The organism is Vibrio sp. QJM3NY_35 (assembly GCF_057785915.1).
Genome location: NZ_CM173508.1, coordinates 1,269,948 through 1,293,236, shown reverse-complemented (window position 1 = coordinate 1,293,236; position 23,289 = coordinate 1,269,948). Strand labels below are relative to the sequence as shown.

Here is a 23,289-nt window from a genome sequence, read left to right as displayed (position 1 = left end):
GATACAAATAAGCCGCAGAACTTGCTACGGCTTATGCTTTTTACCAGTGGTGTTCGCTCTAGAGAATAAGCATTAAAGCTTAAACATACGTGCACTGCGCGGTGGTAGATTGAACGTATGGTAGCGAGAAGAAATGGTTTCTGTCGCGCTGCTTAATACGTCTTTGTATTGAACATGCCAATTAAACTCATGTTGGTAGGTATCAACCGTCACGCCACGCGTTTCTCCACACTTATTAATTCCAACAACGCCTTCTTTGCCACGCTTAAATAGCAAAGTACATTGGTCGCTCGAAATCATCGTCATTGATTTACCTTGCATCGCGTTATGGAAGCTCAGCATATTCTTCATGTTCGAGCTATTCCAAACATTGCCCCAACGACCGTTATCCTTATCTTCAGAACCCGGTAGATCATCACTGTAGATCAACGGCGTACCACCATCTTTACCAAGGATATAAGCGTAAGCAAGCTGCTCATCTTGTGGGTTCATAATTTGGTAACGGAAGCCGTCGTTGGTTGGAATGTCATGTGTGATCACGAAGGTGATCGAACGGTTGTCATCGAGTGCTTGGCCGTACGCTTTTGGATCGTGCAACTGATTCAAACCACCGCCCATTGAGAACGCCGATCGAATCGATGCAAACAACGGGAAATCGTAAGCAGAGTGATTAGTATTATTCAGGTAAGGCGCTAAGAACGATTCGTAGCCACTGTTCCCTGCTCCACCGCTAGTAATCACTTCACCGAACACATGCATGTTCGCAGTAATTTCAGACGTGAATACCTGATCGATTTGATATTGGCTCATGTGCTTCACCGCATCAATTCGGAAACCTTTGATGCCCATATCTTTTAGCGCTTTCAGATACAAACGCTGTTGTGAAACCACCCAGTTATTCGGATCAAGGTCAGGTAAACCTACATCGCCATCGGCACCACACAAACGCCAGTACTGAACGTGACCAGGATCGTTCCAATCTGAAATACAACCTGCGGCATGGAAATCGTTAGCCGAGACAAAACCTTGTGCTAGGTTGCCAAACAGAGTTTGGTCAGCATAGTAGCTTGAACGGCTAGCATAATCGTTTAACACTTCAGTACCTGGGTAATCCAAGTCACTTCGCTTCCAGCTTTCATTCGCCATATGGTTCAGCACCACATCAGCGTAAACATCAACGCCCACAGCTTTTAGTGCGGCGATCATTGCGGCTAAATCTTGTTTATTGCCCAAAGGAGAATCAATGGTACGCAGATCTTGTGGCTGGTAACGCGCCCACCATTGGCTGCCGCTGGATTTCATTGCTGGAGCAACCAACACCTTCTTATAGCCAGCTTGTGCAATTTGATCGGCGTTGGCTGTCACATCTGAATATTTCCAGTTGAAAGCATGCAAAATGGTGTCGGCGTAAGTCGCTGAACTAAAAGAGCAAAGCGCGAGCGTGGATATGAGTAGGGTATTGATTGGTTTCATAGAACATATCTCTTATTATAAATTCACGAGAATGATATGACTAAGAACGACAATTAAAACGACCGATAAATCAGAGTTGAATTAGCGTCACCTTCTGTTGATGTTGATTTTATAAAATTGAGTTATAACCGATCTTATGTGAGATAAAAACGAATCGATCTGAAATGAGAATTAATTGAATCAAGTTGACCAGAACAGGACAAAGACTTTGGTCGGCTCTTCTAAACTAAGTTATGATTCCTGCTCCCTCAACCGATTGATATTTTTATGCCTTCTTTCTCTTTTTCAATGATCCCTGTTGGGGTTAGGTTCATGATCCTCTCTGCTTTTGGATTCGCACTGATGTCTGCGTGTGTGAAATACATCAGCAACTACGGCATACCTGTATTCGAAATTGTTGCAGCAAGGGCTTTGGTGTCTTTGATCATCAGTTATATCGACGTTAAGCGAAAAGGCATTTCGATCTGGGGAAATAACAAACCTTTGTTGTTTGTTCGAGGCGCAGTTGGTACAGCAGCCTTGATGTGTGTTTACTACGCTGTGACCACTTTGCCATTAGCCGAAGCGACCATTCTACAATACGTTCATCCTGTATTTACCGCCCTACTTGGCGTGTTATTTCTGAAAGAACGCGTCCAAAAATCGACCATGATCTGCATTGCGTTCTGCCTAGCTGGGCTATTAGTGATGGTACAACCAAGTATGAACAGTGGCGCGAGCAGCGAGTTACCACTATTTAGCATTATGGTGGCGTTATGTGGCGCATTTGGTAGCTCAATTGCTTATGTGATTGTGAGAAAGCTTAGCCAAACGGAAGACAGCTCTGTCATCATCTTCTACTTCCCTCTGGTTGCTCTGCCAATATCAACAGTCCTTATCTGGAAAGACTTTGTATGGCCGAGCCTATTCCTTACCGTGATGCTTGTGCTAGTCGGGATCTTCACTCAAATAGGTCAATACGGTTTAACCAAAGCGATGCAGACTCAAGCGGCGGGTAAAGCTTCGGCTTACTCTTACGTTCAGATCGTCTTCTCGGCACTGTTAGGCGTGTGGATCTTTAATGAAATCCCATCGGTTTGGACTTATCTAGGCGGTAGCCTGATTGTGACTGGCGCGCTGATTAATGTGTTTGGTAAACAGCTATTAGTGCCGTTCAAGGCTAAATAAGTAACCCGCTCAATATCAGCTAATAAATAGATCTAAAAAGGGCATTGCGGAATATTCCACAATGCCCTTTTCTGTAAGTCTTCCTAACACCCTTTCTTAAACGTTTTATTTCGAACAAACTCGCTCTAACACACCAACTCGATTAACGAGTTTTATTACGTGGCGTTGCGTAGCTTGGGATCATCGCTCAGGTATTCAACGAACTCAATTTCAAAACCAGCCGGATCCACAAAGTAGACGTTTTTTCGATAAGGTTCTTCGGCACCGGGTTTGGCAATTGGAAAGCCCGCATCAACAAGGCGTTGAGTGACACTTTCGATATTATTGGTCACATAAGCGAAGTGTGCGAGACCAACAGAATGCCCAGCCAAATCTCTATTTTCACCTTCACCGTGATCACTTATTGCTATGTATTGGTACTCGTCGCCAAAATGCAGCCAGTTACGTGGCTTACCTGACCACTCCCCTTTTCCCTCGTCACGGACATACCAATGAGGGAACGCCGCTTTATAGAAAACCAGCATTTCTGGAATATCTTTTACCACTAAATTCACATGTTCAAGTTGGATCATTCTTCTCTCCTTAAAGTATTTTCGTAAGCAACGTTGCACATCCTAATACCTCAAGTTAAGTTGAGGTAAAGCACTAATTTGCATTTATTTCGAGAACGTCTTTAGAGCCCAAATTGTCGTATTTTCTGCGATACAAGCTTTAAGTTTAGACGACCTTCTCTAAGGTGAATTCTTTGGCACCGAGCTTACTAATTCACATGCTTTAAGCTAAGCGACAAACAACCTCATGAATAAATAGAGTCGACTTGTTCGTGCTTCAACGATAAGTCTTGTTGTAGAAAATCCAACAAGTATCGATGTAACTTAGGCTGGTATTGTCTTGAGGGATACAGCGCCCATATGCCAACAGGGTTCACTTGACAGTCTGTTAGCAGAATAGTCAGAGATCCAGCTTGTGCTTCATTGTCAATAAAAGGCAGAGGTAAACACGCTATACCTTTGCCATTAATCGCAGCATTAAGAAGTATGGAACTATCATTTACAGAATAGTTACTTGTGACCGTTACATTAATAGGCTGAGCAGATTTAGAATCGGCTTTAGAAACAAACAGCCAATCATTGCCTATTCGTTTGTGGATCAAGCAATTGTGATCGAGTAAATCTTCGGGAGATAAAGGAGCCCCATGCTCTGCTAGATATTGAGGGGAAGCGCAAACCACCGATGGACAATCAGCCAATTTCTTTCCAATTAAAGATTCAGGAAGGTCATTGCTCAACTCGATTGCCATATCAACTCCATGTTTTATCAAATCCAGTGACTGATTCGACAGCGTGAGATCGATTTCAATATCAGGGTACTTAAGCATGAATTGTTCAATAGCTTGGGCAAGATAACCCTGACCAAACGAAATGCTAGTAACCAGTGAAATCCTTCCTTTAGGTTGAGAGTTTTGTTCTTGGGCTAAGCTATATAGTTGGGCATTCTGCTCTAAAATATTCTGGCAGAAAGGCAATAAATCACGACCGGCGTTAGTGATACCTAAGCTTCTTGTTGAGCGATACAGTAAACATACACCTAAAGACTTTTCCAACGCGGTTATATGCCTAGTCGCCATGGATCGTGACATTCCTAAAGCCTCAGATGCTGCCGTCAGGCTTCCTAGATCGACAGTAGAAACGAAAACTTCCATTGAAACAATTCTATCCATATACCCTCAATAGTTCGATTTATGCAACAATCTATTGACGTATAGCATATATATCAACTTCAAACTAGGTTTTATACTGACCTTCTATTCCAATACCGAGCCGAATGAAATGAAAAAAACAATGGTACTAGTCGCATGCCTTAGTGCAGGTTTAATTCAAAGTAATACACTATTTGCCCAGACTCAAAATGCTGAAAACTCAACGGTAGCAATTATTGAGTCTGGTAAACTTATGGGAAGCAACCATGATGGTGTGACTACATTTTATGACGTTCCGTATGCCAAAAACCCTTTTACGGCAGATCGCCGTTTTCAAGCTCCACAAGCATACGAAACTTGGAGTGGAATATTAGATGCAACAAAAGCAGGTCAACCCGTTCCACAACCAAGTCGAGTTAAAAACATCACCTTGGTGGGGGCTCCCGAACATCTTACTCTGAACATATGGACACCTACTAACGCCATTGCTGCCAACAACAAGGCATCAAATGAAAAGCTGCCTGTCATGGTGTGGATCCCAGGCGGTGCTTTTATCCGAGAAGACGCTGCAGAGTTGGCTTATGATGGTACAAGCTTTGCGAAGAACAACGTGATCGTTGTAACGATCAATTATCGCGTAGGCGTTGATGGCTTCATGCGCCTTAAAGGCACACCGGATAATCGCGGCATTCTTGATCAAATCATGGCTCTTAAATGGGTACAAAATAACATCGAAGAGTTTGGTGGAGACCCTAGCCAAGTGACGGTCGCAGGTCAATCAGCCGGGGCAGAAAGTGTTGCCATTTTATTAGGTACCGAAAAAGCCGAAGGCCTATTCCAAAAAGCCATTATGCAAAGCCCTCCAATGGCATTTTTAACCCAAAAAGAAGCTGATAAAATCACACAAAGCTATACTGAAAAACTGAATATCCCAGCCACCGTTGAAGGTTTATCTACAGTCCCATTTCCTGAATTAGTTAAGAACGTTATTGATATGGGCTATACCATACAAGATCGTGACAAATGGGGAATGCTGTCGTGGGGAGGCACCGCATTCTTACCCGTTGTTGATGGGGATATCATTGTCGAGTCTCCAATGAAAGATCTCGCCAAAGCTTCACCTTCTATTCCCGTCATCGTTGGTAGCACAGATCAAGAATCACGACTCTACTTGGTACCAAGTGGTGCCGTAAACAATACGACCGAACAAACGAAGTCGCTACTATTGTCTGACTTGTCACTGGAAGGTCGCCCTGCTGATGTGTATTCAACAAAAGACACCGGAAAATCTATTGGAGACACTTTTGCCGACATCCAATCTGATTTTACGTTTAGAATGCCAGCACTTCACATTGCTCAACAGTTAACTAAAAACGACAACAAAGTTTGGCATTATAACTTTTCTTGGATGTCACCAGCGTTTGATGGCCACTTAGGAGCCGCGCACTTTGTTGACGTACCGTTTGTGTTTAATACCACTAACAACGAACAAACAAAAACATTTGTCGGCTCACAGCCTCCAGTTGAACTTATTAATGCCATGCACAATCAATGGCTAACGTTCATCAAGACAAGTAAAGCTGATTGGTCTCCTTACAACTTATCGGAACGACCAACAATGCAATTTGATGTTACATCGAAACAGGTCAATGACCCCGAAGACTCCGTACGGAAGTTATGGAAAAACTATCAGTTTTGAGCGGAAAGATCGGATAAAAAACAAAAAGCGAACCACTTAGGTTCGCTTTTCTTTCATCTAGCACGTTTCGTCTTTGCAATACGCGGCGGTTAAGCCGCAGATATTATGAATTGGACTGATTCACCTCTACATCGAGAGATGCTCTGTTCCCTAGACTAAAGAACTTCTTCCATTTAATCGGCATCATTGGAATAAAGTTTCCGAATACTTATTACCAAAAACCAAAGGTATTAAGGAATAAGTATCCATCCTTTCCAGCTGTCTGATAGCCTCCTAAATCGCGACACACATTGGTGTATTTGAAATAGGGTCTCGAAACACGCTCGCTTTGAGATCAAATACGTTACTGAGCATGGTTTCGGTCATCACTTCATCAGGCGAGCCCTCTGCGATTAAGCGTCCCTTTTCCAAAACCACTAAATGGTCGCAATAACGACTGGCTTGGTTCAGGTCATGCAACACAACAACCACCGTTTTCCCTTTAGCATTCATCTGTTGCATCAGGTTCATTAATTCCACCTGGTGAGACATATCAAGGTATGTGGTCGGTTCATCCAACATCACGACATCCGTATCTTGCGCAATTACCATCGCAATCCATGCTCTTTGACGCTGGCCACCAGACAATGACTCAATAGGCTTATCAGCAAACTCGAGCACACCTGTATCTCGCATTGCTTGCTCGACAATCCTTTGATCGTCCTGTCCTAACCTTCCCCAATGGGATACATAGGGCGAACGGCCATATTCGACCAATTTTCTGACCGTGATCCCTTCCGGGCTGACCAAGATTTGCGGAAGAAGTGACAACGAACGAGCGAGCGCGTTATCGCCGTAGCTTGATAGCGGTTTGTCTTCAAACAACACCTCTCCAGCCACTGGCTTGTTAATTCTTACTAACGTCTTTAATAAGGTGGATTTACCGCACCCGTTAGGTCCTATCAATGCGGTGATTTTTCCCTTAGGGATAGAAACCGACAGGTTCGGTATGATCGTTTGTTTGCCGTACGCGACGGAAAGATTCTGCGTTTTAAGCATAGTTACCAACCTCGATAACGATAGAGAAGAAAGATGAAATATGGCGCGCCAATCACAGACGTGAGAACGCCTGCTGGCAATTCAATAGGTGGTTGTAGACCTCTGGCCAACCCATCAGCGCCTGTAACCAGAATTGCCCCTACCAGTGCAGATGCTGGGATTAACAACTTATGATTATGTCCAAACAACAAGCGTGCTAAGTGAGGTGCCAATAAACCCACAAAACTTATTGTTCCCGCAACAGAAACGCTAACACTGGCAAGCAATACAGCGGCCAATAAAGCGAGAGCCTGAATCTGTTTTGGCTTAGTACCCAATGTGGTTGCACTTTCCTCGCCAAGCCCCATCACATCTAATCGCCAAGCAAGCCATAATGCCATGGGTAACAACAAGAGCAGTGCACTCCAAATATACGGGACTTGCTGCCAATTTCTGCCCCAAAGACTGCCTGTTAGCCACACCATGGCCGTGTTGATCTCTATTGGGTTGGTGACTAGCAAGAAGTCGATACAACTGGCCAGAAACGCACTCACCGCAATACCAATCAGCGCCAATTTGGCGGGTGTTGGCCTTGACCACCAGGCCAATACAAAAACCAGCCCAGCAGCCAATACCCCACCGAACATCGCCACAACCGGAAGCACACTGACTGGTGCATTGGGGAACCAAACTAAACTCGCTGTCGCAGCAAGTCCTGCCCCAGCGCTAATACCCATAAGATCAGGCGATGCTAACGGATTACGTATCACGCCTTGCACTAATACCCCTGAAAGCCCTAACCCTGCACCCACGCTTATCGCGAGCCACATACGTGGTAGCCGATACTGATGGATAACAAAGTCGTCGCTGGAAAACGCGACCAAATGTTCGATGACTTGAGAAACAGAAAGCGAAGCTGCGCCGACAAACAAACCTGCGGATGCCACTAATATGAGAATCCCTGATAACAAAACTATCTTAGTGTAATGGTGCATTAAGATCTCCTCGTCGCAATCAAAATAAAACAAGGTGTTCCGAGCAAAGCAGTAATAACACCAACGGGTGTTTCAGTCGGGAAAGCAATCGCTCGAGACAGCGCATCTGACCAAGAGACTAATGCTGCGCCTGCCAATGCGGAAATAGGAGTCAGTAAATGGTAATTGTGCCCAACCATAGGACGAACTAAGTGGGGAATTAACAATCCGACAAAGCCAATAGGCCCGGCAATAGCGACACTCGCGCCCGCCAGCAAAACAATGGTCACACTACAAATGAATCGCGTAAGGCGGATGTTGCTGCCTAGCCCAACCGCAACCTCCTCACCAAGCGCCAGTAAATTAAGGTTACGCGCCAAGCTAATAGCTAACCCTAGCCCAACAATTATGGGCGGCCACAACATTCGCCATTGTTCATCATCCACACTAGACAGTGAGCCAGTAAGCCAATGCAAGACGCTATAGGCCATATCGTCAGCAAGAATCAGCGCCGCTCGTGTCAGTCCGAGCAATAACGCAGTAATGGCTATACCCGCGAGAACCAAACGTAGCGGATGAGAACGTGCAGAGAAAAAACCACCGAGGAGCATCACGGCACCGCCGCTTAGCAATGCACCAAGAACCGCATTAAGGATTGGGTTTAAATCACTAACCACAGGTATGCCTATTGCAGCTAACGCCATAAAACAGGCTGCGCCAGCGTTAATGCCAAGAATCGACGGAGACGCGAGTGGATTGCGCGTCAAACCTTGCATCAATAACCCAGCGACTGCCAAGCTCGCACCAATCAATAGCCCCGCATAAGCTCTTGGTGCTCTTAGCGTCGCCAATATTTGATGAGTCATATTGTTTTCATCAAACGCAAACCAGTAGTGAATCAAGTCACTCAATGTTAAAGAGAAATTAGACCACCCAGTCATAGAGGCCGCGTAACCAGACAGTGCCAAACACGACACTAATGCCGTAAATAATATGACTCGCCACGACAGTATTGGCCAGAATCGCTTACTTTTAGAGAACAACATCGTACTCATGATGGATCCAAGATCTGCTCAAGATTTTTCGCCATTTGTTCTGCCGCTAACATGCCTCGGTTCAATGACCAAAGTGCTGGTGACACTTCTACAACTTGCTGTTTTTTTGCAGAGGTAAGTACATTGAATAGCGGATTTTTCTGCCAATCATCAACAATATTTGGATGAGAGTAAGCACCAAGGAGCAACCAATCCGGATTGGTTTTCAACAACAACTCAAAGCTGGTTGGTAAATATGCCTTCTCTGTTGGTTTCACAATAGGGCTCGCAATGCCTAATGTGGTCAGCACGCCCCCTGCGTAAGATGCAGGGCTATGTAACCACATACCTTTATCCGACACGACAGCGAATTGGACGGTTTGTTTGAGCGAGAAATGACTTTTAAATTCAGCCATGGCGTTTTGATGTTGTTGAATTCGTTGTTCCATTGACGATTGCTTGTCGAGAGCGATGCCAATCTTGAGCGCAGACTCCAAATTCTCTTGGTAAGTCTCACCACGGCTTTTGAGCAGCAGAGTTGGTGCGATGCGTTGTAGATCTTGATAGACCGTACGATGACGCTCTGCATCGGCAATGATTAGATCAGGCTTTAATACCGCAATGGCTTCTAGGCTAGGCTGAGAACGCATGCCAACCGATTCCCATGGTTGAACCAATTCACGTACCGCCGGAATCACTCGCGAAGCATCATTGTCATCAGCAACACCAACAGGAGAAACACCCACCGCAGCGAGTGCATCTACAAATGAAAACTCCAACACCACAATACGTTGCGGGGTAGTCGCTATCTCAAACTGACCCTGCTCGTCTTGTATGACCCTGGTTTGTGCTGAACTGGAGAATGAGAACAAGCTTAAAATCAGCAAAGCTAAGGTTATTGCTATCCTGCTGAATAAAAACGGCCGATTAAATGACAGCAGTCCGTTCGACAGCTGCAATGGATTCGAAAACAAGAGTCGGGAGCTGTTTTCCATATTTAATTTTCCTTAAACGCTAGAACCGTGAAAGCCGCCAAGAGTATTGGCGACTTTTATTCGTTATTACTTTCAATAAATTACGTATTAGAACTGATAATTCAGATCCAAAGTGTAAGAGCGCCCTGGTGCTGGATAACGACCAACCGGGCTGGTATCAATACCGCGGAAGTAATAGTCCTCATCAAACAGGTTGTTCACCGCAAAGTTCATGCGCAGCTTACTGTTTTCATCTTTGTACAAATCCGAACCTAGGTTAAAGTTCCAGACCATGTAGGCAGGCACTTTACCTGTCGCGCCCGTTGCATCTTCGGCACTTGTATTCGCATTGTCAGAATAAGATTCGCTAAAGTAGTAACCAGATAAAGTCGTATCTACCTTGCTAAACGCGTAAGTCGCATCCCAGCTAAATTGATGCTTAGACGTATATGGAAGTTGATTACCTTTGTTTGCACCCTCTTCCTCTAAAGTTGCATCTAAGTAGTTATAGCCAGCGCCTAAACTCAGAGCTTGCATCGCTTGAGGAATATAACGACCAGAGAGTTCAACACCTTGATGGAGGGTTTTACCAATATTGTCGAAAGTTTCAGTCGCTTTTTGCCATTGAAGCTGATCTTCAAAATCGATTCGGTAAAGCGCTACATTGAAACTGGTTGAATCTTGGTTGTAGCGAGCACCCAACTCATAACTCCATGCCAGTTCACTGCCCTCTTCACCTTTACCACGGATGTAAGCAATTTGTGGTGCTCGCAAAGATTTCTGAGCATTGGTATAACCTACCCATTGTTCAGTTAGATGGTACGCCACCGTTAAACCAGGCAACCATTCTGTCACTTTGTTATTTGTCTTTTCTGCCTTACCTAGATCGTAAAATGCCATATCTATTGATTCATAGCGAATACCAGGTGTTACCTTTAATACATCATTAAACAAGCCAATTTCATTGCTGATATAGCCTGCGAAAGCGTCAGTATCTAAATGCCAATCGCGTGGCGTTGTGGTTACTCCACTAGAAATTGATGTTTGAGTGAGCTTGTAATCAATGTCTTCGTTAACATAGCGCGCACCCACAATCACATTTTGCGTCACGGTATTACCGTCAAAATACATCGCGAGTTTCGGCTCTACCCCATACACCTTAAATTCACGTGGTGACGTACGAATATCAGTAGATGGCTGCGACGGATCAGACCACTCCACACCTTTAGTACTGTTGTAACCCCACTGGAAGAAACGCTCAGAACGATGGCCAAAGGTCAGTACTTCTAGCTCTGCACTATCAGCAATATTCAAATCATGTAAGTACTTTAAGCTCCAACGTGTCGATTTACCTTGGTACTCATCATAAGGGCGCTTCGATTGGGTACGGTCATTCTCGTAATCTTCTGGCGATAAAGCGCCCGGCATTTGCGTGTCGGCATCATAACGCTGCACGAAAGCTTGTAGTTCTTGAGTATCACTCAGTAACCACTGCAACTTAGCTTGGAAGTTTTTGACATCGGTGTCGGAGTGTTCACGGAAGCTTTCACCTTTTAGAAAATTACCTTCGACTTGAAGCGCAAGCGTATCGGTTAACCAGCCACCCGTGCGCAGGTAAAAATCATTAAGTGGCGTATCGCCACCCTCGAATACACTAAAGCGATTACTGATTTCCGTTTGCCACTCGTGTGGAATAGGCTTAGTCACCAAGTTAATCACACCACCCACGTTGTTTGGCCCATACTGCACAGCAGCGCCACCACGCACGATATCAATTCGGTCAAGCATCGACAGAGTCGCAGGGAAAATAGATTGTCCTGTATGACCATAAGGCGCAAGAGTCAGTGGCACACCGTCCATTAGAAATTGAGCATGACCACTGCGGCTGGCTTTCAAGCCACGCACCGAGATGTTAGGCAATACACCCGTACCCGTTTCGTCTTGAACCTTAATGCCCGGTACACTTTGGAAGGCCGAATCAATCGAAAGTGCGCCAGTCTTTTTAATTTGTTCGTTAGTTAGAACGGTACGCGCTCCCGGATACTCTTTCACATCCTCTAGCTCTGAGTTACCGATCAAGCTACCTGTCACGACAACCGTTTCCATAGTCGTTGTTTGAGGATCAGACGCTGCAAATGCGCTCATGGAAGTCACTGAAGCGATGGCCATTGCAAGGGTACTTAGACGCAACTTTTGGTGTGATTGAGTACAGGGTTTACCATCCAAATTCTGGTAAGGCATGAAAATCTCCTAAGTAGGCAGGTTAGGATCAAAGGCCGTGTTTTCGGTTATATCGGCGCTTTGACCCTATGGGCTAAATGGCCTCAAAATAAGACCAACTGTTCACTCATTCGTAGCGAACAAAACAATCGTTTTTAGAGTAGAAAGAGCTCTTAGAAATGAACTCATTCTTAGAACATAATTAGCTTTTAAAACTGATAGCCGTAGCTGAGCATGAATTCGGCTGGCGCTCCGTAACCAATCTGGTTAGTACCAGACGTGCCGTTGGTTGCACCCAGAATGTATTTCTCATTAAGCACGTTGTAAGCGTTCGCTTGAACTTTGTGACGACCCGTGGTGTACGCTGCCATCAAGTCAACCGTGGTGTAGTCACCCAGAGCTACCGCTTCATCATTACCCGCGTAACGGTCACCTACGTATTTCACGCCACCACCTAAACGCCAGTTATCGTCTAGCTGATAAGTGCTCCAAAGCGAAAACAGGTGATCAGACACATCGTTCGGCTTTTTGCCTGTCTCTTTGTTTTCTGCATCGAGGTAGCTATAACCCACCGAAATATCCCACTGCTCAGTAAATTGACCGCGAGCTTCTAGCTCAATACCTTGGTGGCGAGCTTCGATCTTGTTAACAACGTCTCCGTCTATATTCGTTTCTGGTTGCTCTTGATCAATTTGGAAGACCGCGGCATTAAGCATCAAGGCGTTATCTAGTAAGTAAGCTTTTGCACCCACTTCTTTTAGATCCGTATGGAAGAATTCAGCCAATTTAGGATTGATATAAATACCCGAGTAAGGCAATTGCCATGAGCGAGCTAAGCTTGCGTACACTGACATATCATTGTTGAGACGGTAGACCAAACCACCACGGTAGCTCACTTTGTCATCGTCTAGATTCTCTTTTGCTGAGCCCGCTTTTTGCTGTTCAAGCTCCATCGAGTCGTAACGCACATTGCCGATCACTGAAAGATCACCAAAGGTGTAAACGTCTTGAATGTAAACACCTGTCGTCGTTGTGGTGTTATCACGGGAAGGTTTAAACCCCGGATCAGGCGTTGGGCCTGCTACAGGGTTATAGATATCTTTCGGAGGTAAGGTTTCATCTCTTGCGAGCATTAGGTCGATATTGATCTGATTATAATCCGCACCGATCATCATTTGGTTCGAATCCGTTTCCCAAACTAGTTCAGATTGAAGAGTCGTCGTGGTACGAGGGTCGTAACCGAGGTTATTTACACTCTGAGATACTCCATTCCCAGTTACCGTCCCTTGGCGTGTACCCTTTTGCTCAAGTTCGATATGGTTGTATGCTGCGCGGTTTGTCCATGCCCATTCGCTATTCAAAAGCCATTCATAATTAACGCCAACACGAATGCTGTCCGACTCTTGATAATCGTTCGTGCCACCGTAAAACGTGCTTTCAGAGACGTCGACAGGCTTACCATTCTTTGATGGAACACCACGATATGGCACCAACTCTTGGTGAGCATATTCGACATCGAGATCAATAATGTGTCCATCAGAAGGCATCACTCGAATTGTTGGCGCAATAAAGAAATCATTAGAGTCGACATGGTCTACATAGGAATCAGACTGTCGACTTTCCACGTTGATACGACCACTGACCTTGTCAGTAAACGCCATCGAACTATCAACTTGACCAACAAACAAATTGTTGCTGCCAACACTGCCATTTACGTTGGTGAAGTTATCACCGTTAGCTCGCTTAGTGACCAAGTTAATGATACCGCCCGCGGAGCCTCGGCCATAAAGTGCGCCCGCAGGGCCTTTTACCACTTCGACACGTTCGACATTCGCTAGGCTTCGGTACGATTGCATAGTCCCGTCATCACGCATACCATCACGGTAGATATCGTTGAGTGCATCAAAACCACGAATCACAAATTGGTCTCGGCTTCCCTCACCCAGGGTATTGTTAACCCCTGCGACACCATCAAGTGCATCCACTAAACGTACCGCGCCACGGTCTTCCATTTCTGTCTTTGTAACAACCGATACCGCTTGTGGCACATCTAACCACTCGACATCCGTTTTGGTTCCTGACTGAGGCATATGCTCTGCATAACCTTCGTATTGATGGCCAATAATTTGCACTGTTTCATCTACAGTAGCTTGTTCTTCCGCCACTGCAGTTGACACACCAGCCACCGCCGCCAAGGCTCCGCCAATTGCCAAAGCAAGAGGGGACAAGGTCAATCTCATGTTCATTTTCTAATTCCGTTTTAGTTTATAAAATCACAGTAGTGCGAATGAAAACAAATATCATTTGTGTTTGCAATATAAATTTTATGATCTATATTTGTTTCCCTTATGCAATAAGCGTAATGATAAAATAATCAATAAAAACAAAGCTATAACAAAACACTCTTTCCTTAAACCTTGAAAGAGACCGCTTGGAAGTCATGTGTGAGTAGGTAACAACAACGTTAGAAAATTAGGAAAGCCCCATGAAATCTACGATTATTATCGTGAGTCATGTCGTGAATGACGCAGTCACTCATGGCTTCGTGCCGACAGCAAAAGCGATGGGTCACCACGTCGTTTTAGTCACAGACCAAAAGCTCAACCACTTAAAACTGGCGAATGAAGATGACCGCTTCAATCCAGATGAAATTCTAGAGTGCGATGTGTTCAACCCTCTTGAACTCATCGAAATCATCACAGAGCAAGATCTAGAACCTCATGCTGTGTTCAGCAACAGCGACTACCTACAAACCTCAACCGCAATCTGTGCACAGTTCTTTGGTTTACCCGCTAAAGATTGGAACGTGACGATTAAGGCGAAAAACAAATACTTAACTCGTCAGGTTCTCAACGAAAAATCGTTACCTAATACTCGAAGTGTTTTGTTAAGTCGAGAGAGCGATCCTGTATTCGATTTCGATTTTCCTGTTGTTGCGAAGCCCAAGGAAGGCGTGGCTAGTTTAGACGTGCAGCGCTGCGATTCTGCGGCTGAGCTGGATAACTATTGCGATACGTTTTGGCAAAGGCACCCTACTACTCCCATCTTGGTTGAGGCGTTTTTGCAAGGCCCATTGATTACTGTCGAAACCATTGGCGACGGGGATCATTTGGTCGCGCTTGGTGGGTTTGATGTAGAGCTCTCAGCACCACCCTACTTCATCGAAACAGCGGCGAGTTGGAATGGTGTTAACAGCGTTCACTACCGTGATGAATGTATACGTCAGCTTCAAGAATTCGGGGTGGGGTTTGGTGTCTGTCATAGCGAATTCATCATCACAGATTCGGGGCCTGTACTGGTCGAAATCAACTATCGAAGTATTGGTGATGGACGAGAATTTTTGCTTGATAAGCTCTGTGGCGGGAGTTGGTTCAATACCATCTTAAGCCTTCACTTGGGTCACAAGCTTGATCCTACATTTCGTATTGATGGCAGTGCCCTTGTGCACTATGTAGTGGCCAAACAAAGCGGTTTAATTGAAGGGTCATCAACCTCTTTCATTCACCAAGAGGGCGATATTGTCATTCAGCAGCAAGTGCTTAAAAAGGTTGGTGATACGTTCCAACAAAGCTATTCCAACAAGGATTACTTAGCGAGAATTTCGGTCGTTTCTCCTTCTGGTCGAACACTAGAACCCGCGCTACAACAGGCAATCTCTCGCTTCAATCTAACAGCAACAAACGAGGTAACAGCATGAATGAAAACGCGTTATACCTCACTCAGCGACTAATCGATACTTGCTTGCGTGAAGATTTGTTCGGATTAGTTTCTCAAAGCCGATTTGAGTCTCAGCTCCCGAGTGCACTCAAGTTATCTTCTTATCCTCGTAATCAAATTTGGGCTATTTTTGCGGGTTCAGACTTTACACTCTACCTGCCCGTTACTCCCAGCTATTACATGCAGCGTTGGGTATACGGCCAACCAGATGGCTCGGAAGGTGATGGTTGGTTCATCGAGAGAAATGGTGTCGTTGAAAGCCAGCAGTACTATCAAGATTGGATTGAATTATTGAAAGCAAGTGCTCACGAAAGCTCGCATTCGTTATTAGATGGTTATTTGCAAGAACTCAAATGCGCAGAAAAACACAAAGGATTGTGTGACAGCGCCTTCAGTCAGCAATCCGAATCACTCATGCAGCCGATTTCTCAACTAGAACGTTGGGAGAAAAAGCTATTACGTGCCGATCAAATCGCATCCTATCTTGACCACCCTTACTACCCGACAGCACGTGCTAAGTTCGGTTTAAGCGATCACGACCTAGAGCAATTCGCGCCAGAATTTGCACAAAGCTTTGAACTTCGTTGGCTCGCAATCGAGAAGTCACTCGTTACATTGACCAGTCCACCACCTGAATGTTGGCCAACGATGGAGCAAGTGGGTCTGCCCGCCGACTTTGCTCTTAGCCATGAGTTATTCCCCGCACACCCATTAACACTAAGAAGTCTTGATGGCATTCCTGACGGTGTCATTGAAGCACCGGTTGCGTATCTTGAGGTAACTCCAACCCTGTCAGTGCGCACTGTGGTCGTGAACACAACACCACAGGTCCATATCAAGGTGCCGCTGATCATGCGATCTTTGGGTACTAAAAACATTCGCCTAATCAAACCATCTACGCTCTATAATGGGCATTGGTTTGAGCGTTTGTTGACGCACTTAGAGCAAACAGATAAAGACTTACATGGCACGTTTTTCCATTGTTATGAGAAACATGGCGGCCATGTTGGAGACGATAAAACCTTTGCTTACATTGTGCGCGAATACCCGCAGAGTTACTTCCAAGACAAAGCACTAGTACCTGTTGCTGCCCTTGCCAGCCCAATGCCTGATGGACGCTTGTTCTTGGAACACCTCGCCGAACAGTATTATCAACAAGATACACTGACTTGGTTTAAAGATTACGTTGATCTACTTTGCAAAGTGCACCTTACATTGTGGATTCGTTACGGTATCGCTTTGGAGTCCAACCAACAAAACGCCATCATTGCATTCGATGAGCAAGGTAAGATGACCTTAGCCATGAAAGACAACGATGCAGCGCGTATTTGGCCAGAACGTTTCCAAACCTTTGAACAACAATCGCCTGTAAAATGTGCGCAGCTTTTAGATCAACGTATCACTGTAGATAACGAGCTTGCTCTTGGTCAGATGTTTACCACGATTACTTTGCAGTTAGACATTGCCGCGATTGTCGAAGCAATGGCGACGAAAGGAATCGCCACGTCAGCTTATTTGTATGAAGTGGTCGCCAATAGCCTCTCCCAACAACTTAACCAGTTGGATGAACAAGGACACAACACCAAGCTCGCAAACGAGATGTTGTTTGAATCACCCAACCTATACGCTAAGTATCTATTGAGCTCGGGGAGCTTGTTGTCTAAAGAGGCATCTGGCGCAAGCGATATCAATAAATTTTATGGCTTGTCAGCACCGAACTTTTTATGGCTAACCAGCGAAGAAGCACAACACGCTTACCTTGAAAACATCAAGCAGAGCGTGAGTTAACCCATCATGACCAAACTCATCTATTGCGTGCTTTTAAGCCACTTTATCGCCGCGTTTGCAGCCTTAGGAATGCCGCTGTTTTTGCCGATGGTATTGCCAACACTGGATGCAAGCATTACTTCGGATTGGGCGGGGGTACTGTTTATTTTGCCGACCTTTTGCACTGCCGTTGCGGCGCGCTTTTGGGGTCAGTTTGCTGATAAATATGGCAGACGTCGATCTCTATTGCGTGCTCAACTCGGGCTTGCAGCAGGCTTCGCGCTGTGTGGCTTAGCCGATAACCTCGCAATGTTTGTGTTTGGTCTTATCATTCAAGGAACCTTTGGTGGCACCATGGCCGCCTCAAACAGCTACTTATCCAGTCAAATCAACGATGCGAAAGCACTCGGTAAGTCACTTAATAAAACTCAGCTTTCTGCCCGTCTGGCGCTAATTATTGCTCCGATTGGGCTTGGCTGGAGCTTATCAGAAACAAACCCGCTGAACGCGTATCTGTGGCTGTCCGCTTTGCCGCTATTCGCGCTATTGATCACCTTAACATTACCCATTGATGACTTAGCGAAATCGAAGGGGATTGTAAAAAATCAGTCGTCGAATAAAGCTCAAAGCAGCCAAACCAATTCGTTAAATACGCTTTATTGGGTGTTTGGCGCGCAGTTCAGCTTTGCTTTCGCCATGGTCGTCACGTTCCCCTATTTCTCGCCTTATGTGCAGCAATATGGCGTGACAAGCCAAGCGTGGATTGGTTTTTTATATGCCCTCCCACATGGTATTTATCTGATCTTTGCAGGAAAAGTTCATCTGTTCTCAGAATGGGTTGATCGCCACCAGCTTGAACGCAATCAAACGCAGCGTACCTTATGGCTAGGCTTTGGTTTGCTTTCACTCAGTGCAGCAATGCATCTCACTCCTTATCAAGAAGTGTTGATTATTGCTCGTATTGTTTTCGGACTTGGCATGGTTTGCTGTTATCACGGCTTGCATCAAGCGTTAGCAAACCAAATTGATCGACGACAAAGCGGCAAAGTATTTTCGCGCTTTGATGCTATGTCTAAATGGGGTGGCGTTGCGGCTGGATTGAGCGCTTCTTTTATATCAAGCCAGGGCTGGCTTGAGGTTCCTTTCATACTTTCTATGTTGGTCAGTGGCATTGCTGCTATCGCGCTGATCATCCATTCAAAATTTGGACATCAACATGTTACAGACTCAATTATCTCCAAGTGAATATTCCGATGAAGACCAAGTTCTTCAAAATCGTAAAAAAGTACTGCTAAACCGAGAAAAAGCCCAACTCAATACCATCATGGGCGTGGTGAACTGTTACTTACGTGAATACGCGATACCAAAGAAACAGGTTAATTGGTGCTACAGTTCGGCCTCTCTTCCTCAAACTTTGAAAAGAAACTACAACGCTCACCAACGCGTGGCCATTCACCTACCTCACCAAGATCAACCTCAGAAAAATGGTCTGATGGTTTTACCCGTTGAGTACACCAGTAAACTGGGGAAAGTGAAGCTCAGTGATACACCTTGGGCTAAAATGCCCGGTGCAGCTTGGTGCAAATTGGACGCAACTCAAGCCCTGACGCTTCTACTCAGTTACCTAAAAGAAATGCTGACGATTCCATTCAATCACGAGTTGCTCGAGCAAATGGAAAACAGTTTGTTGATTACCGAGCAGTTCCTAAACTCAGACAACTCACCTCAGCATCACAACGCGTTTATCGCATCAGAGCAATCGTTACTTTGGGGACATACTTTTCATCCAACGCCAAAGAGTCGTTCAGGTGTCAGTATCGATGATCTGCTCGCGTGTTCCCCTGAGGTTGGCGCTAAGGTTCCCCTGTATTGGTTTAAGGTCGACACTACGTTGCTCGACGTCTTGAGTTCAGATGACCGTACCTCACCAACTACCATGCTTGAACAACTTGCACCTGATGAAAACAATTCAGCAGGTACCATGCTTTACCCTTGTCACCCTTGGGAAGTTTACACACTTTTGCAAAACCCAGTGGTCAAAACGGCCATTGAACAAGGCAAAATCATCCCGCTTGGATTAGGTGATAAAAAACTATTACCCACTTCATCCGTGCGCACTCTGTACCACCCAGATATGGATTGGTTTGCTAAGTTCTCTATCAATGTACGTTTAACTAACTGCGTACGTAAAAACGCATGGTATGAGCTCGATAGTGCCGTTCAATTAACCTCGATTCTGCATCCCATCAAAGAGAGTGAACAGTTACGTAATCCAATATTCAAAGTAATGACAGAACCTTACGCAACCACATTGAATCTAGAATCTATGGCTGAACAAGAATATGCGGATGTTATTAAGGCTCGAGAGTCGTTTGGTATTTTGTATAGAGAGAATTTCACCTTAAGCGAAACCGATATTTTGCAACCAACGTTAGCGGGTGCCCTCTTTGCTTACGATACAGACGGGAACAGTTGCATCGCCACTCAACTCAAACAAAAAGCCCAAACAACACAATCCCAATATGAAAATATCGCCACGCTGTGGTTTGAGCGCTATCTGCATTGTTTGATTCCAGGCGTCTTTAACTACTACTTCAAACATGGGGTTGCGTTTGAACCTCATTTACAAAATACGTTGATTGGATTTGAAAAAGGCATGCCTTGCTGTGTATGGATTCGAGACTTAGAAGGTACCAAGCTACTACGCGAGTTTTGGCCATCAGAAACACTTCAGCAACTTTCAGAACATGCTCGTCAATCGGTGTACTACAGCCGTGAGCAAGGTTGGAACCGTATTGGCTATTGCACCTTCATAAACAATATCAGTGAGGCCATTTTCTTTATCGCTGAGGGTAATTCGGCACTTGAGAGCTCGTTATGGGGAACTTTAAAAGACGCTATCGTCCGCTGGCAGTCGATCAATGGTCAGCAACCTGAGCTAATGGCATTGCTCAACGATGGTCATTTCCCAAGCAAAAATAACTTCACAACACGTTTGATGCAAAATGCCGATAAAGAGTCCGGTTACACCCAAGTTGCAGCACCGTGGCCAACTCATTCAAAAGGAGTTCACCATGCTTAATTCTCCTCAACTTTCTGCCTCTATCCATCAAGAAATACAGCAATTGGCCAAGCAACAAACTCAACCATTATGTGCTTATCTTTATGACCTCGATGCGTTGGAGCTGCACATTAAGCAGATGCGCCATGTATTGCCAAAAAACGTCGAACTATTTTATGCCGCGAAAGCAAATCCTTCTGCGCCAATACTGCGCACTTTAGCCCCTTATGTTGATGGTTTTGAAGCGGCATCAGGCGGTGAGCTTACACACCTCCACCAACAACAACTCGACAAACCACTGATCTTTGGTGGCCCGGGGAAAATGCCCAGTGAGCTAGAGCAAGCAATTGAACTCGATGTTGATGCGATTCATGTAGAGAGCCTCACCGAATTACAACGCATTGGTTCTTTAACACAAAAGTTGAATCGACCTGCTTCGATCTTCCTGCGTATGAACATAGACATTGGTGACATCACACTTAGCAAATTAGCCATGGGAGGAAAGCCAACCCCGTTTGGCCTAGATGAGAGTGAGTTAAGTAATGCCTTGATGTACCTACGCGATTTCCCCTTAATAAAGTTGAAAGGCTTTCACTTCCATTTGATGTCACATCAACTCGACGTTGATCGCCACCTCGCCTTGATGCAACGCTATTTCCAAGTGGTCAAAGAGTGGCAAAAAACGTTCTCACTCGATGAGTTGATCATCAACCTCGGTGGTGGCATGGGGATCAATTACCAAAACCCTAAACAACATTTTCCTTGGATGGAGTTTTGCGACAAATTGGAGTTCCTGATTTCCAAGGAACATTTACAAGATTGGAAGCTGCGTTTTGAATGTGGCCGCTACATCTCTGCACCTTGTGGCTATTACGTAATGGAGGTCTTGGATATTAAGCAAAATCTTGGCGAGCATTTTGTGATTGCCCGTGGTGGCACGCATCATTTCCGTACTCCGGCAGCGCAAAGCCATGACCACCCTTTTACAATCGTGAAAAGTAATCAGCAACCCACTATTTCACATCCGATAAACCATGCCACAGCCACGTTGGTTGGACAGCTTTGTACGCCAAAAGATGTTCTGGCACGAAATCAACATATCGAGCAAGTCGACATCGGTGACTATGTGGTGTTCACTCTAGCAGGCGCTTATGCTTGGAACATCTCGCATCAAAACTTCTTAATGCATGAACCTCCGGTGTTTCATTACTTCTAGGCATCCGCTGTGCTCTATGATTTCTAACTGATAGTTTGAATTAAAACTCCATAGAGCCAGCTAAAGACACTAGATATAAAAGGCACTCAATAAAAAGGCGTTAGTAAACTCAAGTCTACTAACTCCTTTCATCTGTTTATCTTAGCCCTTTTGCAAAACAGCTGCAGTGATTGAATAACCGACTCCCCACAGTGATCGTAATGCAGAACCAAACCGTAGTTAATTCAAATACAAGCACTTAGCATTTTTCATCGACTGCGCAGCGGGAGTGGTACATGGATAACAGAATCACCATTTTAGAGTTTCTCAGAGTGTTCGATAGCATTCGCTCCTCTGGTAAGCAGATGGATAGTAAATATCAATTGGGCGAGATGGTAGCGTGGCACGATTACGACGGTTACACCTGTTGGTTAAGCTACAGAGACGTTACCGTGACCCTAATGTTCCACGGCTCATTGAAGATCGAGTACGACAAAGCATCGAACTATGAAGACTTCATCAAGCGTTGTTTCGCTATGCTTGAAACTGAACCTTCTTCATAAGTTACCCATCGCTATCGACTAAATAACGCATAGTCTACAGGGAAAGAGTAGAGAAATTCATGAACGGAACCCATTGTAAAACGCGGTTACACCTTAGGTTAACGACACCTTTACTCCTTCTACTCAGCCTACATTCGTTAAGTCTTAAGGCAGATGCAACAGGGACAAACATGATCGACTTTACACAAGCGAGTGAGCATCAAAACGGGACAGTGACTAACGACGATGTAATGGGCGGCATCTCAACAGGCGAGCTCATTTATCTTAATAACATGAGTCGATTTAGGGGAGAGCTCTCGTTAGAAAATAATGGTGGTTTCAGTTCTGTAAAGCGCTCCATTGAATCACCTGCCCATGAAATAGATAGTGCAGAGCTGATATTCGTTGGTGATGGTCGCACCTACCAACTGAGGTTCACCACTTGGAAGGAGGGTAATCGAGTTCAATACAAACACGATTTCGATACCATAAAGGGAGAGCAGCTAAACAAGGTCTTCCACTTCAATGATTTTCAAGCGGTGTTCAGAGGTCGGCTACTGAGCGATGCCCCGGAACTTAAGGCACAAGACATCAAGCAAATTGGCTTTTTGATTGCAGACAAACAGCCCTCGCCTTTTGAGCTAGACCTAATACAGCTTCAATTCAAAACATCGCAACCTATCCCATCACCAGAAGCTGACTAAACCGAAAACAAACAAAAGCCCTTGATACCTTTTTGACTAACAACAA

Annotated in this window: 18 protein-coding genes; 9 read left to right on the top strand and 9 right to left on the bottom strand. The window is 45.0% G+C overall.

Annotated features, from left to right (window positions below; genetic code table 11):
- Positions 1-72: 72 nt before the first annotated feature.
- On the bottom strand, positions 73-1,473 hold the full coding sequence (locus AC3CH3_RS21105) for an alpha-amylase family protein (RefSeq protein WP_488538337.1): 1,401 nt from the start codon (positions 1,471-1,473) through the stop codon (positions 73-75).
- Between the two features lie 267 nt (positions 1,474-1,740).
- Here AC3CH3_RS21105 and AC3CH3_RS21100 point away from each other — a divergent pair, with 267 nt between their 5' ends.
- Positions 1,741-2,640: a DMT family transporter gene (locus AC3CH3_RS21100; RefSeq protein WP_488538336.1), complete on the top strand. Its 900-nt coding sequence runs from the start codon at positions 1,741-1,743 to the stop codon at positions 2,638-2,640.
- Positions 2,641-2,795: 155 nt separating this feature from the next.
- Here the strand turns inward: AC3CH3_RS21100 and AC3CH3_RS21095 are convergent, their stop codons facing one another.
- Positions 2,796-3,212, bottom strand: a complete 417-nt coding sequence (locus AC3CH3_RS21095) for a VOC family protein (RefSeq protein ID WP_488538335.1) — start codon at positions 3,210-3,212, stop codon at positions 2,796-2,798.
- 224 nt (positions 3,213-3,436) lie between these two features.
- The gene (locus tag AC3CH3_RS21090) at positions 3,437-4,360 is read right to left on the bottom strand and encodes a LysR family transcriptional regulator (protein WP_019821704.1); all 924 of its coding nucleotides are present in this window, start codon (positions 4,358-4,360) and stop codon (positions 3,437-3,439) included.
- Between the two features lie 121 nt (positions 4,361-4,481).
- Between AC3CH3_RS21090 and AC3CH3_RS21085 the strand changes: the two genes are divergently transcribed.
- Positions 4,482-6,038, top strand: coding sequence for a carboxylesterase/lipase family protein (locus AC3CH3_RS21085; protein ID WP_488539082.1), 1,557 nt, complete (start codon positions 4,482-4,484; stop codon positions 6,036-6,038).
- 273 nt (positions 6,039-6,311) lie between these two features.
- Here AC3CH3_RS21085 and fecE read toward each other — a convergent pair whose 3' ends face one another.
- From fecE to AC3CH3_RS21055, 6 genes are all read right to left on the bottom strand, one after another.
- Positions 6,312-7,076 carry a Fe(3+) dicitrate ABC transporter ATP-binding protein FecE gene (fecE, locus tag AC3CH3_RS21080; RefSeq protein WP_488538334.1) on the bottom strand — a complete coding sequence of 255 codons (765 nt, stop codon included), beginning with the start codon at positions 7,074-7,076 and terminating at the stop codon, positions 6,312-6,314.
- A gap of 2 nt (positions 7,077-7,078) precedes the next feature.
- Entirely contained in the window at positions 7,079-8,050 is a 972-nt protein-coding gene (locus AC3CH3_RS21075; protein WP_488538333.1) for a FecCD family ABC transporter permease, read from the bottom strand.
- Positions 8,050-9,084 carry a FecCD family ABC transporter permease gene (locus AC3CH3_RS21070; protein WP_488538332.1) on the bottom strand — a complete coding sequence of 345 codons (1,035 nt, stop codon included), beginning with the start codon at positions 9,082-9,084 and terminating at the stop codon, positions 8,050-8,052. Before AC3CH3_RS21070 ends, AC3CH3_RS21075 begins: the two co-directional genes overlap by 1 nt.
- Positions 9,081-10,058, bottom strand: coding sequence for a Fe(3+) dicitrate ABC transporter substrate-binding protein (locus AC3CH3_RS21065; protein WP_488538331.1), 978 nt, complete (start codon positions 10,056-10,058; stop codon positions 9,081-9,083). Before AC3CH3_RS21065 ends, AC3CH3_RS21070 begins: the two co-directional genes overlap by 4 nt.
- 87 nt (positions 10,059-10,145) lie before the next feature.
- Positions 10,146-12,278, bottom strand: coding sequence for a TonB-dependent receptor family protein (locus AC3CH3_RS21060; RefSeq protein ID WP_488538330.1), 2,133 nt, complete (start codon positions 12,276-12,278; stop codon positions 10,146-10,148).
- Between the two features lie 188 nt (positions 12,279-12,466).
- On the bottom strand, positions 12,467-14,503 hold the full coding sequence (locus AC3CH3_RS21055) for a TonB-dependent receptor (protein ID WP_114634936.1): 2,037 nt from the start codon (positions 14,501-14,503) through the stop codon (positions 12,467-12,469).
- A gap of 239 nt (positions 14,504-14,742) precedes the next feature.
- On the opposite strand from AC3CH3_RS21055, the gene AC3CH3_RS21050 reads away from it, so the two are divergent.
- The 7 genes from AC3CH3_RS21050 (at position 14,743) to AC3CH3_RS21020 (ending at position 23,243) form a co-directional block, all read left to right on the top strand.
- Positions 14,743-15,954 (top strand): ATP-grasp domain-containing protein, encoded by a 1,212-nt coding sequence (locus tag AC3CH3_RS21050; protein ID WP_488538329.1) that lies wholly within the window; start codon positions 14,743-14,745, stop codon positions 15,952-15,954.
- Positions 15,951-17,762: an IucA/IucC family protein gene (locus AC3CH3_RS21045; protein WP_488538328.1), complete on the top strand. Its 1,812-nt coding sequence runs from the start codon at positions 15,951-15,953 to the stop codon at positions 17,760-17,762. Before AC3CH3_RS21050 ends, AC3CH3_RS21045 begins: the two co-directional genes overlap by 4 nt.
- A gap of 6 nt (positions 17,763-17,768) precedes the next feature.
- Positions 17,769-18,986, top strand: coding sequence for an MFS transporter (locus AC3CH3_RS21040; RefSeq protein WP_488538327.1), 1,218 nt, complete (start codon positions 17,769-17,771; stop codon positions 18,984-18,986).
- The gene (locus tag AC3CH3_RS21035) at positions 18,958-20,823 is read left to right on the top strand and encodes an IucA/IucC family protein (RefSeq protein WP_488538326.1); all 1,866 of its coding nucleotides are present in this window, start codon (positions 18,958-18,960) and stop codon (positions 20,821-20,823) included. The genes AC3CH3_RS21040 and AC3CH3_RS21035 overlap by 29 nt, the downstream gene beginning before the upstream one ends.
- Positions 20,816-22,018, top strand: coding sequence for a type III PLP-dependent enzyme (locus AC3CH3_RS21030; RefSeq protein WP_488538325.1), 1,203 nt, complete (start codon positions 20,816-20,818; stop codon positions 22,016-22,018). Before AC3CH3_RS21035 ends, AC3CH3_RS21030 begins: the two co-directional genes overlap by 8 nt.
- 275 nt (positions 22,019-22,293) lie before the next feature.
- The gene (locus AC3CH3_RS21025) at positions 22,294-22,560 is read left to right on the top strand and encodes a DUF3081 domain-containing protein (protein WP_488538324.1); all 267 of its coding nucleotides are present in this window, start codon (positions 22,294-22,296) and stop codon (positions 22,558-22,560) included.
- Positions 22,561-22,619: 59 nt separating this feature from the next.
- Positions 22,620-23,243, top strand: a complete 624-nt coding sequence (locus tag AC3CH3_RS21020; RefSeq protein WP_488538323.1) for a CIA30 family protein — start codon at positions 22,620-22,622, stop codon at positions 23,241-23,243.
- The last annotated feature ends 46 nt before the right edge of the window (positions 23,244-23,289 follow it).